Origin of the sequence: Solimonas marina (assembly GCF_012241385.1) — a bacterium.
GTDB classification, from domain to species: Bacteria; Pseudomonadota; Gammaproteobacteria; order Nevskiales; family Nevskiaceae; genus Solimonas; species Solimonas marina.
This window is the reverse complement of record NZ_JAAVXB010000001.1, coordinates 287,887-301,400: the sequence shown is the minus strand read 5'-3', so window position 1 is coordinate 301,400 and position 13,514 is coordinate 287,887. Positions and strand designations below refer to the sequence as shown.

The following is a 13,514-nucleotide window of genomic DNA, read 5'->3' as shown; positions in this document are numbered from 1 at the left end:
AAGGTTTCACACCATGGCTATCTGCACCAACCGCACCATCATCGTCACCGGTTCGGGCTCGGGTCTCGGCCGTCAGTACGCGCTGGCGCTCGCCGCCGAGGGCGCGAACGTGGTGGTCAACGACATCAAGCGCGAGATGGCCGATGCCGTCGTGGCCGAGATCGCGGCGGCGGGCGGCAAGGCGGTGACGGCTTGTGCGGACATCACCAGCATGGACGGCGCCGAGGCGATCGTCGCCGCTGGCGTCGATGCGTTCGGCGACGTGCACGGCGTCGTCAACAACGCCGGCGTGGTGCGTGACCGCATGTTCGCGTCACTCGGTGAGGACGACTGGGATCTCGTCATCAAGGTGCATTTGAAAGGGCATTTCTGCATCGCCAGCAAGCTCGTGCAGCGCTGGCGCGAGCAGAGCAAGGCCGGGCAGGCGGTCGACGCGCGTATCGTCAACACCAGCTCCGGCGCCGGCCTGCAGGGCTCGGTCGGGCAGAGCAACTACGCGGCGGCGAAAGGCGGCATCGCGTCGCTGACGCTGGTACAGGCCGCCGAGCTGCGCCGTTACGGCATCACCGCCAACGCGCTGGCGCCGGCCGCGCGCACCGGAATGACCGAAGGGCCGTTCGGCGCGATGATGAAAAAGCCCGACGACGGCAGCTTCGACTACTACGATCCGGCCAATGTCGCGCCGCTGGTGGTCTGGCTGTGCAGCCCGCTGTCGGCCAGGGTCAGCGGCCGCGTGTTCGAGGTCGAGGGCGGCAAGCTGTCGGTCGCCGACGGCTGGCGCACCGGGACGATCCGCGACAAGGGTGCGCGCTGGCAGCCGGCCGAGCTGACCGAAGTGGTCGAGGCCCTGGTCGCCGACGCGCCGGTGCCGCAGAAGGTCTACGGCACCTGAGCGGGGCGGCTATTTGGCCGCCATGCACTCCATCTCGATGCGTGCCCCGACCGCGAGGCCGGACGTGCCGAAGGCGCTGCGCGCCGGCTTGCGGCTGGGGTCGAAGTAGGTTTCGTAGACGGCGTTGAACGCCGGCCACTCGGCCATGTCGGCCAGCATGGCCGTGCACTTGATGACGTTGGCCATCGAATAGCCGTGCGCCTCGAGTGTGGTCTTGATGTTCTCCATCATCTGCTTCGTTTCGGCGGCGATGCCGCCGGGCGCCAGCGTCAGCGTGCCGGGCAGGTTGCCGAGCTGGCCGGACAGGATCAGCAGATTGCCGAGCTGCACGGCTTCGGAGAACGGCAACGTCGCCGGCAAAACCTTGCCGGAGTTGAGGTAGCGGGGCGTGGTGTCGGTCATGGTTCGGATGCGGTGCGGGATCAGGGTTTGCCGATGGCGTCGAGAAACAGCTGGATGTCGTCGAGGTCGTTGAACAGCGACGGCGAGATACGCGCCTGATTGTGGCGCAGGGTGATTTCGACCTTGGCCGGTTCCAGGCGCGGGGCCAATCGCGCCGCGTCTTCGTAGGCGAACGCGACGATCGGTGAGCGGCTGTCGCGCGGCGTGACCACGTCGAAGCCCTTGCGCTGCAGGCCCTCGTGCAGCGCCTGCAGCAGCGGTTGGCGATACGCGGCTATCGCGTTCACGCCGATCCGCATGATCCAGTTCATCGAGGCCGTGCACGCGGCGTCGAGCGCGCGCGCCGGAAACGCGCCGGCAAAATAGCCGGACACGCTGTCGATGGGCTCGCTTACGTACGGCAGCTTGCCGGGCGCGTCGAGTGGATAGATATGCGTGATCGGCGCGGCGAAGTTGCGCGTCTGCCGGTAGCCGTACCACGGCCGCTGTAACTGCGGCAGCAGGTCTTTGCGGACGTAGAGAAAGGCGAAGCCGAAGTCACCCATCAGCCACTTGTAGGTGCCGCAGCCGGCGAAGTCGACGCCCATCGCCTTGACGTCGACAGCCATCGCGCCGGCCGACTGGATCAGGTCGACATAGACCTTGGCGCCGCGTGCATGCGCAATCTCGCAGACCGCCTTCACGTCATGCGTGAAACCGTTGTACATCGACACGTGCGAGATGGCGACGAGCTTGGTGCCCGGTGTGATCGCGCGGTCGAGGTCGGCGAGCGCGATGCGTCGCGTCGCGTCCATCGCCACCGTGACGACGTCGAGACCCTGTTGACGATACTGCTCGTACATATAGAACGAGCCGATGAAGTGCAGCGCGTCGGTGACGACGCGGCCGCCGGACTGTGGCAGCCCCAGCGCGCGCGTGACGAGGTATTCGCCCATCGACGTCGACGGCACGTAGGCGATTTCGTCGGCGTCGGCATGGATCAGCCTCGCGAACGTTGCCGCCGCCGTCGACGCCTCCCACGTCAGCGACAGCTTGTCGTCGGCATAATGTTTGAGTGCGTCGGTCGCCGCACGACTCCATGGATGTTCGGCGGCGCTGTTCAGGTAGACGCGGCCGGTGATGCCGGGGAACGCCGCTCGTACCGGCAGTGTGGCGTCGCCGGCCGCTTCGGGTTCGGCGGCCTGCGCCGGCGTCGCGCCGAACAGCGCACCGGCCAGCGCCGCGCTGCCCGTCTGTCTGAAAAAACTTCGACGTGTCAGGTCCATGTGATCGCTTTGCCCGCTTCGGGGGAGTGCCTGCGCGAGGGAGCAAATGCTGTGCCACGGTTCGATGCGCCGCACCGACCTTGCGGCCGCCGGCAACGGCGCCATGGCCAACGAGCCGGGCGGTGCTGTTGCTACACTGGCCGACAAATTCGTGCCATTGCCGAAGGCCTATGCCTGCCAAGTCCGCCGCATCGTCGACCGATACCCACGCCTTCTGGATCGAAGAGCGTGTCCGCTTCACCGATCTCGATCTGCAGGGCCACGTGAACAACACGGCGTTCAACATCTACGCCGAATCGGTCCGTACCGCTTTCTTTCACGAGGTTGGCCTGCTGCAGCTGGGTGGTCCTCGCCAGAACGTCGTCGCACGCTTCGAGATGGATTATCTGCGCGAAGTCCGCTATCCGGCGGTGCTGCGCATCGGCCTGCGCGTGCTCAATATCGGCACGCGCTCGTTCCTGCTCGGCATCGACATCTTCGAGGGCGGTACCTGTGTCGCCAACGCCCTGACGACGATGGTGCGCTGGGACCGTGAAGCGCGCGGCAGCACGCCGTTGACCGGCGAAGAAAAGACGATCCTGACGCGTTACATGTAGCGATGGCGACCGTTCGTCTGCCCGCCGTGGCCCGCGTGCCGCAGCGGCCGCGGGCCTGCGTACAGTAAGGCTGTTCGTCGATCTCGGCCGCGGGGGCCGCAGGGGGAGATCATGCGTACGCTGTTTGTTCTGGCCTGCCTGTGCCTGGCGGCCTGCACGACCGTGCCGACGCGGCAGCAAACCGACAGCCTGCTCGATGATGCAGCCTACGGCCAGCCGCCGGACGAGCTCCAACAGCTCAATCTATTCGCCATCAGTCCGGCAATGCACCAGTTCGTCGCGCGAGAAGTGGCGAAGCAGATGCGTTTGCACGGCGATAGCCGAGGCTTATATGCCGCGATTCGCACGCAGCTTCATATCGACTATGACGCATCGACGACGCGGCCAGCGGCGCAGACCTTCATTACGCGCAGTGGTAATTGCTTGTCGCTAGTGATTCTGACCGCAGCGCTCGCACGAGACGCCGGAGTCGCTGTGCATTTTCAATACGTGCCCGGCGAAGGTAGCTGGACGCGGTTCGACGGGGTGATCTTCCGTAATGGACACGTCAACATCGCCTTGGATTCACGCAAAACCACGGTCGATGGCCGTAGTTTTGGTTCTGCGCTGATTGTCGATTTTTTGCCCTCTGTGGATCTGGAAGGCCTGAGAACGGTCGAGATTAGCGAGCGCCGCATTCTGGCGATGTACATGAGTAATCGCGCAGGCGAGAACTTTGCCGATGGTGATGTTGATGCGGCGTATTGGTGGGCGCGAGCGGCGCTGGACAAGGATCCGTCGTTCAGCGATCCCTACAACACCCTCGGAGTGATTCACCGCCAGCGTGGTGAGCTGCAGTTGGCGGAGCGGAGCTTTCGCATGGCATTGACGATTAGGCCCGACAACGCTGTGGTGCTGTCGAACCTGATCGGCCTGCTGACCGCGCAGGGCCGCGAGACCGAGGCCGATCCGCTGCGCCAGACCCTGGCGCGTATCGAGCCGGTGCGGCCGTATGCGTATCTCGATGCCGGCAACGCGGCGCTGGCGGCCGGCGACGCCAAGCTGGCGATGCACTACTTCCGCGAGGAGTTGCAGCGCATGCCGTACAACGCCGACGTGCACTATGCGATGGCGGTGGCCGCGGCACGGCTCGATCGTTTGACCGAGGCCGGCCAATTCCTGGCATCGGCAGCGGTGCTCAGTCCCAATTTGAGCGACCGGCAGATCTACGCATCCAAGCTCGAAAAGTTGCGCGCGCTGTCGACCAACTGACGATCGACGCGCTCTCATCAGGACGGATGAAGAGCGGCGCGGCGGCGCCCCGAATAATGGCGGTCGGATTCAACGATTGCCGCCATGAGCCTGTCCCTCAGCGAAGACCAGTTGCTGATTCGCGACGCCGCCGAGAGTTTCCTCGTCGATGTCGGCGAAGCCGCCGCCGTTCGTGCCCATGCCGCTGCCGATGACGGCTATGACCTGACGATCTGGCAGCGCCTGGCCGGCGAGCTGGGCTGGTGCGCGATTCCGCTGGCCGAGGCACATGGCGGCCTCGGGCTTGGCGCGGTCGAAATGACGCTGTTGCTCGAAGCCATGGGCCGGCGCCTGTTCTGTTCCCCGTATTTCTCGACGGTCTGTCTGGCCGCGACGCTGATCCAGGAGACCGGCGCCGTCGCCGCGCAGGGCGGTCCCCTGCGAGCGATTGCCGAAGGTCGCGTGCGCTTCGGCACGGTGATGCCGGATGGCGACTGGTCCGACGCCGCGGCTTCGTTGACGGCCACGCGCCGCGACGACGATTGGCGGTTGCAGGGCACGGCGGCGCGTGTCGTCGACGGCGGCAGCGCCGACGTGCTGCTGCTGATTGCGCGCTGCGACGGCGGTTTGGGTCTGTTTGCGCTGCCGCGCGACAGCGTCGGGATGAAGATCGAATCCCTGCAGACCTGGGATGCGACGCGGCGCTTCGCGTCCGTGCAGCTCGACGATGCCGCGGCCGAGCGTGTCGACGATCCGGGGCGCGCGGCGGGCTTTGCGCGCGCGCTGGCCCTGGCGCGCCTGTATCTGGCTGCCGAATGCCTGGGCGCCGCGCAGCGCTGTCTCGATCTGACCGTCGAGTACACCGCGCAGCGCAAGCAGTTCGGTCGCACCTTGGCGTCGTTCCAGGCCGTCAAGCATCGCTGCGCGACGATGATGGTCAAGCTCGAAGCCCTGCGCTCGATGGTCGGCGGCGCTGCCGCGCTGGCCGCCGAGGCGGCGCCCACCGACGCACTCGCGCGCGAATGCGCGGCGGCCCGGCAGCTCGCGTGCGACACCTTGTTCGAATGCGCGCAGGAAGCGCTGCAGTTGCACGGCGGGGTCGGCTTCACCTGGGAATACGACGTGCAGCTGTACTTCAAGCGCGCGCAGGCGGCCTCGCACTGGCTGGGCACCGCCGAGGCGCTGCGCGAACAGATCGCCGCATCGCTGATCGACGCGGGCGCGGCGATCGAAAGCGCCGCCAACGATCGCGATGCCGGCGACGCGCAGTTCCGCGCCGAGATCGCCGGCTGGATGCGCGAGCACCTCGGCGGACGCTACGCCAGCCTGCGGCACCGTGGCGGCCCCGGCGACGAGGAAGCCGACCCGGCGCTGCGCAAGGAATGGGAGCGCGAGCTGGCGGCCGGCGGCTGGACCTGCGTCGGCTGGCCGCGCTCGGCCGGCGGTCGCGGCCTGTCGATCGCGCGGCAGGTGATCTTTCACGAGGAATACGCGCGCGCCGGCGGCCCCGGCCGCATGGGCCACATCGGCGAGGGCCTGATCGGGCCGACGCTGATCGCGTTCGGCACGGACGCGCAGAAAAAGCGCTTCCTGCCGAAGATCGTCGACGGCAGCGAGTTCTGGGCACAGGGCTATTCGGAGCCGAACGCCGGCTCCGATCTGGCCAACGTGCAGACGCGCGCCGAACGCCTGGCCGATGGCAGTTGGCAGGTCAGCGGCCAGAAGATCTGGACGTCGCTGGCGCACGAGTCGGACTGGATTTTCGTGCTCGCACGCTGCGAGCCCGGCTCCAGAGGCAACAAGGGTCTGGTGTTCTTGCTGTTGCCGCTGAACCAGCCCGGTATCGAGGTGCGTCCAATCCGCCAGCTCGGCGGCGGCTGCGAATTCAACGAAGTGTTCTTCGATCAGGCCGTGGCTGCTGCCGAACACGTGGTCGGCAAGCCGGGCGAAGGCTGGAAGGTGGCGATGGGTCTGCTCGAAGCCGAGCGTGGCGTTTCGACGCTGGGCCAGCAGATGCACTTCGCGCATGAATTGCAGGCGGTGATCGACGCGCTGCGCGCCCGTGGTCGCGGCTGCGATGCAGCCCTGCGTCAACGCGTCGCGCAAGCCTGGAGCGGCCTGCGCGTGATGCGCTACAACGCGCTGCGCATGCTCGCCGACGACGGCGCGTCGCTGGGGCTCAAGCGCGAAGCTCTGATCTACAAATACTACTGGTCGAACTGGCATCGCGATCTCGGCAAGCTCGGCGCCGACGTGCTCGGCGCCGAGGCCGACGTGATCAGCGCCGACCCGGCGATCCGCCCGCTGCAGCAACTGTTCTTCTTTTCGCGCGCCGACACCATCTACGCCGGCGCCAATGAAATCCAGCTCAACCTCATCGCCGAGCGCGGTCTCGGCATGCCGCGCGAGCTCAGACCGGCAACCGAGAGCAAATGATCACCGTCCCCGCACCGCCCTATGTTCCCGCCCACGGCCTGCTGCGCGACAAGCGCGTGCTGATCACCGCCGCGGCCGGCGGCGGCATCGGCTTTGCCGCCGCCACGCGCTGCGCTGAAGAAGGCGCGCGCGGGCTGTACCTCTCCGACATCCACCCCCGCCGTCTGGACGAGGCAATCGCCGCGCTGAAAGCGCAGCATCCAGACTGCGAGATCCACGGTCGGCTGGCCAACGTCGCCGTGGAAGACGACGTCCAGGCGCTGATCGCCGACGCCGAAGAAAAGCTCGGTGACGTCGACGTGCTGATCAACAACGCCGGACTCGGCGGCAGCCGTCGCGTCGTCGACATGAGCGACGAGGAGTGGCACAAGGTGCTCGATGTGACGCTGAACGGAACGTTCCGCATGACGCGCGCGATGTTGCGCCGCATGCAGCCGCGCGGACGTGGCGTCATCGTCAACAACGCCTCGGTGCTCGGCTGGCGCGCGCAGAAGGAACAGGCGCATTACGCCGCGGCCAAGGCCGGCGTCATGGCGCTGACGCGCTGCAGCGCGCTGGAAGCCGCCGAATTCGGCGTGCGCATCAATGCCGTCGCGCCGTCCATCGTCTTTCACGAGCACCTGCGCAAGAGCGCGCCGGAATCACTGCTCAACGAGCTGGCCAGCCGCGAGGCCTTCGGCCGCGGTGCCGAAGCCTGGGAAGTGGCCAACGTCATGGTGTTCCTCGCCTCCGATTATTCGTCGTATCTCGTCGGTGAGACGATTTCGGCGTCCAGCCAGCGCGCGTGAGCGGGAGCCAGACGATGAGCAAGCCGGTTTTCAGTTCCGCCGAAGACGTGCTCGGTGCGATCGGCCAGCCGCTCGGCAGCAGCGACTGGGTGCCGATCACGCAGGAGCGCGTCAATCTTTTCGCCGACGCCACCGACGACCATCAATGGATTCACGTCGACGTCGACAAGGCCAGGGCCGGTCCGTTCGGCGCGCCGATCGCGCATGGCTATCTGACCTTGTCTTTGGCATCGCGCTTCCTGCCGGACATCGTCGATGTGCGCATGAAGATGGGCGTCAACTACGGCCTCGACAAGGTGCGCTTCCCTATGCCGGTCAAGGTCGGCAGCCGCATTCGCGGCAAGGGCGAGCTGGTGGCCGCCGAGCGCACCAAGGATGGCGCCGTGCAGGCAACGATCCGCGTCACCGTCGAGATCGACGGTGAGGCCAAGCCGGCCTGCATCGCCGACACCATTTCCCGTTACTACTTTTGAGGCGTCTGCCAGCCGGCACCGACGTCGCGACGATCAAGATTCGAACATGACACTGAATACGGCAATCGATTCACGGCGGTCGCGGCTCGCGCCGCTCCTACAAACGGACCGCTTCTGTAGGAGCGGCGCGAGCCGTGACCCCGCGCAGCGACAGGGGAGAGACGTTCGTAGGAGCGGCGCAAGCCGCGACCGCGTGCAGCCGGCGCCGAGCCTCGCCCTCTCCGGGGGTACGACATGAGCCGCGAAGCCGTCATCGTTTCCGTCGCCCGCACCGGCATCGGCAAGGCCTATCGCGGCGCGTTCAACGACACCGAGGCGCCGGTGCTCGGCGGCCATGTCATCAAGGCCGCCATCGCCCGTGCCGGGCTCGACGCCAAGGACATCGACGACGTCATCGTCGGCTGTGCCGCGCAGCAGGGCACGCAGGCCTACAACCTCGGCCGTCTGTGCGCGTATACCGCCGGCTTGCCTGACACGGTGCCGGGCATGACGCTGGACCGGCAGTGCTCGTCGGGCCTGCAGGCGATTGCCATCGGTGCTAAGAACATCATCGCCGGCGAGCAGGACATCGTCGTCGCCGGTGGCCTCGAATCGATCTCGCTGGTGCAAAACAAGCACAAGAACACCTATCGCTTCGTGTCCGAAGCGGTGGTCGCGGCCGAGCCGACCGCCTACATCCCGATGATCGAGACCGCCGAGCGGGTCGCGTCGCGCTACGGCGTGACGCGCGCGCAGCAGGACGCCTACGCGCTGCAGAGCCAGCAGCGCACCGCCGCCGCGCAGCAGGCCGGCGCGTTCGACGACGAGATCGTGCCGATCGACGTCGACCAGCAGTTGTTCGACAAGGAAGGCCAGCCGACCGGCAAGCAGCGCGTGACACTGAGCAAGGACGAGGGCAACCGTCCGCAGACTACGCTCGAAAGCCTCTCCGGCCTCAAACCGGTATGGAAGAACGGCCAGTGGGTGGCGCAGGGTGAGCACATCACCGCCGGCAACGCCTCGCAGCTGTCCGACGGCGCCGCCGTCACGGTGCTGATGAGCGGCGAGCACGCCAGGGCGCGCGGCCTGGCGCCGCTCGGTATCTATCGCGGCTTCGCGGTCGCCGGCTGCAAGCCGGACGAGATGGGCATCGGCCCGGTGTTCGCGGTGCCGAAGCTGCTCGCGCGTCATGGCCTGAAGGTCGGCGACATCGGCCTGTGGGAACTCAACGAAGCGTTTGCGTGCCAGGTGTTGTACTGCCGCGACACGCTCGGCATCGACAACGAGCGGCTCAACGTCAACGGCGGCGCGATCGCGATCGGCCATCCGTTCGGCATGAGCGGCGCGCGCATGGTCATGCATGCGCTGATCGAGGGGCGGCGGCGCGGCGTGCGCTATGTCGTCGTGACCATGTGCATCGGCGGCGGCATGGGCGCCGCCGGCCTGTTCGAGATTCCGAACTGAACGGCCGCATACAAGCGTCTTCGCAGGCCGGTGTCGTGGTCACCTTGCCGCGATCCGCGCGGGGCTGTGCACCCGCGGACGAGAGAGGAGAAGTGTTGATGAAGGCAGAGCCGATTTTCGTGGCGCCGGCAGCGGCGCAACGGCGCGCGACCGGCAGCTGGCCGGCGCTGCTGTTCACGGTGATCGTCGCGGCGGCGGCGGCCTGGGCGTTCTCGCCGCGGCCGATGCCGCCATTCGCGCCGACCTTCGTTCACCCCGACGGCTTTCTCGCCAACGGCCTCGCGCAGCAGGGCAAGCGCGTCATCGCGGTCGGCGAGCAGGGCGAAATTCTGCTGGCCGACGATCTGCAAGGGCCGTGGCGTCAGGCCAGTGTCGAACCGCAGCGCGGCTCGACGCTGACACAGGTGCGCTTCGTCGGTCCCGGTGTGGCGATCGCCGTCGGCCACGACGGCTGGGTGCTGCGCAGCACGGACGGCGGCGAAACCTGGAAGGAAGCGTTCTTCATCAAGACCAAGCCGCAAGCCGACGACGCGCCGGCAGGTCCGGGCGGCCTGATCGCACCGCCGCCCGGCGCGTCGACCAGTGCCGAGCCGCCCGACAGCACCGCCGCCGAACCGCCGCCGGACGCCTCGACCAGCGCCGAACCGCCGGACAGCAGCAGCGCGTCGGCCTGGAATCCCGAGCCGCCGTCGACCGACGACAGTGGCACTGCCGACGATGCGGCGCAGCCGCTGTTGCCGGACCCTTTGCTCGGCATCGCCGGGCCGTTCGACGGCCACCTGTTCGCGATCGGCGGCTTCGGCCTGATGCTGCGCTCCGACGACGACGGCAAGACCTGGCATCACGTCGTCAGCGACACGATCGGCGACCACCATCTCAATGCCATGCTGCGCGCGGCCGACGGTTCGCTGCTGATCGCCGGCGAACGCGGCCTGCTGGCGCGCTCGACTGACAGCGGCCAGAGCTGGACGGTGCTGCCGCAGGTCTACGACGGATCGTTCTTCGGTGCGCTGGCGCTGCCGTCGAAGACGCTGCTGGTGTTCGGCATGCGCGGTCATGTCTTCCGCAGCACCGACAAAGGCCAGACCTGGCAGGCCAGCACCGTGCCGGGCAACGCCTCGCTGTTCGGCGGCACGGTGACGCGCAAGGGTCAGGTAGTGCTGGTCGGCGCCGGTAGCACGGTGATGGTGTCCGATGACGACGGCCAGACCTTCCGTGCCGAACACAGCGGCGCTGCGCATGACTACGCCGCGGTGCTGCCGGTCACGACCGACCGCTGGCTGGTTGCCGGCGACGCCGGCCTGCAGCTGGTCAGTGCCGGCGAAACCGACGGAGACGCGCCATGAAGACCACCTTGCGCGCCTGCGTCGACGGCATTTCCGACTTTTTGATCGGCTGGCGTCATGCGCTCGCCGTGCTGTTCCTGGCGATGACCGTCGTGTTCGGTTGGAGCGCCACGCGCGTCCAGCTCGACCCCGGCTTCATGAAGCAGATCCCTATCCATCATCCGTACATGCAGACGATGATGGATCACATCAAGCACTTCTCCGGCGCCAACTCGCTGCTCGTCAATTTGCGCTGGAAGGGCAAGGGCGACATCTACAACAAGCCGTTCTTCGAGGCCATGCGCAAGGCCACGGACGACGTGTTCCTGATTCCCGGCGTCGACCGCACGCGCGTGTCGTCGATCTTCACGCCCAACACCTACTACATCGAAATCACCGAAGACGGCTTCAAGGGCGAGCCGGTGGTGCCGGCGCGCTTCTCGGCCACGCCGGAACAGCTGGCGCGCGTACGGCACAACGTGTCACTGTCCGGGCAGGTCGGCCTGCTGGTCTCCAACGACTACAAGAGCGCATTGATTCGTGCCGACCTGCAGGAAGTCGACACCGGCAATCCCGCCGAGGCGGAAATCTTCTACCGCCGCGTGATCCGCAACCTGGCCGACATCCGCGGCCAGTTCGAAAGCCCGCACGAATACGTCTACACGCTCAAGCAGGACCACCCGCCGTTCAAGGCCGGCCAGGAAATCGATCACGGTTACGTCGACTACGGCTGGTCGCTGGGCATGCAGGCGTTCTACGAGCGTCCGCCGGGCGGCGGCGAGCCGATCAAGATCAAGGGCAGCGAGCTTGACGTGAAGGCGGTCGCCAACCCCGACTACAACCCCGATGTCGAGGTCAACATCATCGGCTTCGCGCAGTTGCTCGGGGATGTCATCAACGGTCTGGTCGGCGTGTTCGCGTTCTTCGCGGTCGCCTTCGTCATCACCATGGTCTTGCTGTTCCTGTACTCGCGCTCGCTGCGCCTGACGCTGGTGGCGCTGATCGTCGCGCTGCTGCCGGTGCTGTGGCTGCTCGGCATCCTGCCGATGATCGGCTTCGGCATCGACCCGATGTCCATCCTCGTGCCGTTCCTGATCTTCTCGATCGGCGTCAGTCATGCCGTGCAGATGACCAATGCCTGGCGTCACGAGGTGGTGCGCGGCGCGACGGCCGTCGACGCATCGCGCGCGGCGTTCCGCAAACTGTTCATTCCCGGCGCCGTCGCGCTGCTGACCAATGCGCTGGGCTTCGCCGTCATCATGTTCATCGACATTCCCATCGTCCATGAACTCGGCATCACCGCCTGCCTCGGCGTGCTGCTGATGATCGTCACCAACAAGATGATCCTGCCGATCATCCTCACGCACATCCGCCTCGAACAGCGCAGCCGCGAAAACTCGCTGAAACCGCCGTCGACACGGCAGATGGCGATCTGGAAGCAGATGGCCCGCTGCGCACAGCCACGCTTCGCGCTAGGCGTATTCGCCGTCTGCCTGGTGCTGTTGTTCGTCACCACGCATGCCTCGCGCGGCCTGGTGATCGGCGATACCGGCACCGGTGCGCCTGAGCTGCGCCCGACCTCGCGCTACAACCACGACAACGGCGAGATCGCCAACCACTACAACATCGGCACCGACGTGCTCAGCGTCATCGTCGAAGCGCCGGACTTTGCCGGCGACTCCTGCCTGCACTATCCGGTCATGAACCTGATCGACCAGTTCGAGCTGTACATGCGCGGCGTGCAGGGCGTGCGTTCGGTGACCAGCGTCGCCGGCATCGGCAAGCTGGTGATCGGCGCGTTCAACGAAGGCAATCCGCGCTGGCGTGCGCTACCGCGTTCGGAAGTGGGCCTGTCGACCGGCTCCAAGGCCTTCGACCCGGCGCTGGGTCTCAACACCGAAAGCTGCCGCGCCATTCAGGTGCTGGTGTTCATGAAGAACCACGAGGGCGCGACCATCGCCCACGCCGTCGACCAGGTGAAGGACTTCATCAAGGCGCATCCGGTGGATGGTGTGCGCATGCGGCTGGCCAGCGGCAACGTCGGCGTCATGGCCGCCACCAATGAAGCCGTCGAATCGGCCGAGGCGAAGATGCTGCTGGCGATCTTCGGTGCCCTCGCGCTGCTGTGTCTGCTGACCTTCCGATCGTGGCGCGCGACGCTGTGCGTGCTGGTGCCGCTGACCATGGTCTCGATCTTCTGCAACGCGCTGATGGCGACCATGGACATCGGCCTCAAGGTCGCCACGCTCCCGGTCGTCGCGCTCGGCGTCGGCGTCGGCGTCGACTACGGCATCTATTTGTTCGAGCGCATCCAGCACTACCTGCGCGACGGCCAGCCGTTCGGCGAAGCCTTCCGCGAAGCAATGCTCGAACGCGGCACCGCCGCCGTCTTCACCGCCATCACCATGGCCATCGGCGTCGGCACCTGGACATTCTCGGCCCTGAAGTTCCAGGCCGACATGGGCCTGCTGCTGAGCTTCATGTTCCTCGTCAACATGCTCGGCGCCATCTGCCTGCTTCCCGCCCTCGGCGCCTGGCTGTTCCGCGAACGCGCAGCGCCGCAGCCCAAACCCGCACCACACCGCGTCGCAGAAGCCTGACCTGAGACAAGGTCGCGGCTCGCGCCACTCTCCTACAGAAGCCCCCGTAGGAGCGGCGCAAGCC

11 protein-coding genes and 1 pseudogene are annotated in these 13,514 nt (G+C 66.8%); 10 read left to right on the top strand and 2 right to left on the bottom strand.

Annotated features, from left to right (window positions below; translation table 11 throughout):
- Positions 1 to 13: 13 nt before the first annotated feature.
- Positions 14 to 892, top strand: a complete 879-nt coding sequence (locus G7Y82_RS01305) for an SDR family oxidoreductase (protein ID WP_168146190.1) — start codon at positions 14 to 16, stop codon at positions 890 to 892.
- Between the two features lie 9 nt (positions 893 to 901).
- Here the strand turns inward: G7Y82_RS01305 and G7Y82_RS01300 are convergent, their stop codons facing one another.
- Positions 902 to 1,294 (bottom strand): RidA family protein, encoded by a 393-nt coding sequence (locus G7Y82_RS01300; protein ID WP_168146189.1) that lies wholly within the window; start codon positions 1,292 to 1,294, stop codon positions 902 to 904.
- A gap of 20 nt (positions 1,295 to 1,314) precedes the next feature.
- Positions 1,315 to 2,559: an aminotransferase class V-fold PLP-dependent enzyme gene (locus G7Y82_RS01295; protein WP_168146188.1), complete on the bottom strand. Its 1,245-nt coding sequence runs from the start codon at positions 2,557 to 2,559 to the stop codon at positions 1,315 to 1,317.
- Positions 2,560 to 2,729: 170 nt separating this feature from the next.
- Between G7Y82_RS01295 and G7Y82_RS01290 the strand changes: the two genes are divergently transcribed.
- The 9 genes and pseudogenes from G7Y82_RS01290 to G7Y82_RS01255 all read left to right on the top strand — a co-directional run bounded on the left by G7Y82_RS01290 (position 2,730) and on the right by G7Y82_RS01255 (position 13,450).
- A complete protein-coding gene (locus G7Y82_RS01290) occupies positions 2,730 to 3,155 on the top strand; it encodes an acyl-CoA thioesterase (RefSeq protein ID WP_168146187.1) in 426 nt (141 codons plus the stop codon).
- 111 nt (positions 3,156 to 3,266) lie between these two features.
- The gene (locus tag G7Y82_RS01285) at positions 3,267 to 4,406 is read left to right on the top strand and encodes a tetratricopeptide repeat protein (RefSeq protein WP_168146186.1); all 1,140 of its coding nucleotides are present in this window, start codon (positions 3,267 to 3,269) and stop codon (positions 4,404 to 4,406) included.
- A gap of 84 nt (positions 4,407 to 4,490) precedes the next feature.
- Positions 4,491 to 5,582: pseudogene (locus tag G7Y82_RS21810) on the top strand (acyl-CoA dehydrogenase family protein); the annotation flags it as partial.
- Positions 5,583 to 5,678: 96 nt separating this feature from the next.
- A complete protein-coding gene (locus tag G7Y82_RS21805) occupies positions 5,679 to 6,821 on the top strand; it encodes an acyl-CoA dehydrogenase family protein (RefSeq protein ID WP_366515601.1) in 1,143 nt (380 codons plus the stop codon).
- On the top strand, positions 6,818 to 7,609 hold the full coding sequence (locus G7Y82_RS01275; RefSeq protein ID WP_168146184.1) for an SDR family oxidoreductase: 792 nt from the start codon (positions 6,818 to 6,820) through the stop codon (positions 7,607 to 7,609). The genes G7Y82_RS21805 and G7Y82_RS01275 overlap by 4 nt, the downstream gene beginning before the upstream one ends.
- Positions 7,610 to 7,623: 14 nt before the next feature.
- Positions 7,624 to 8,082 (top strand): MaoC family dehydratase, encoded by a 459-nt coding sequence (locus G7Y82_RS01270; protein WP_168146183.1) that lies wholly within the window; start codon positions 7,624 to 7,626, stop codon positions 8,080 to 8,082.
- Between the two features lie 234 nt (positions 8,083 to 8,316).
- Positions 8,317 to 9,525, top strand: a complete 1,209-nt coding sequence (locus G7Y82_RS01265) for an acetyl-CoA C-acyltransferase (RefSeq protein WP_168146182.1) — start codon at positions 8,317 to 8,319, stop codon at positions 9,523 to 9,525.
- A 98-nt stretch (positions 9,526 to 9,623) separates the two neighbouring features.
- The gene (locus G7Y82_RS01260; protein WP_168146181.1) at positions 9,624 to 10,871 is read left to right on the top strand and encodes a WD40/YVTN/BNR-like repeat-containing protein; all 1,248 of its coding nucleotides are present in this window, start codon (positions 9,624 to 9,626) and stop codon (positions 10,869 to 10,871) included.
- The gene (locus G7Y82_RS01255) at positions 10,868 to 13,450 is read left to right on the top strand and encodes an efflux RND transporter permease subunit (RefSeq protein ID WP_168146180.1); all 2,583 of its coding nucleotides are present in this window, start codon (positions 10,868 to 10,870) and stop codon (positions 13,448 to 13,450) included. Before G7Y82_RS01260 ends, G7Y82_RS01255 begins: the two co-directional genes overlap by 4 nt.
- Positions 13,451 to 13,514 lie beyond the last annotated feature (64 nt).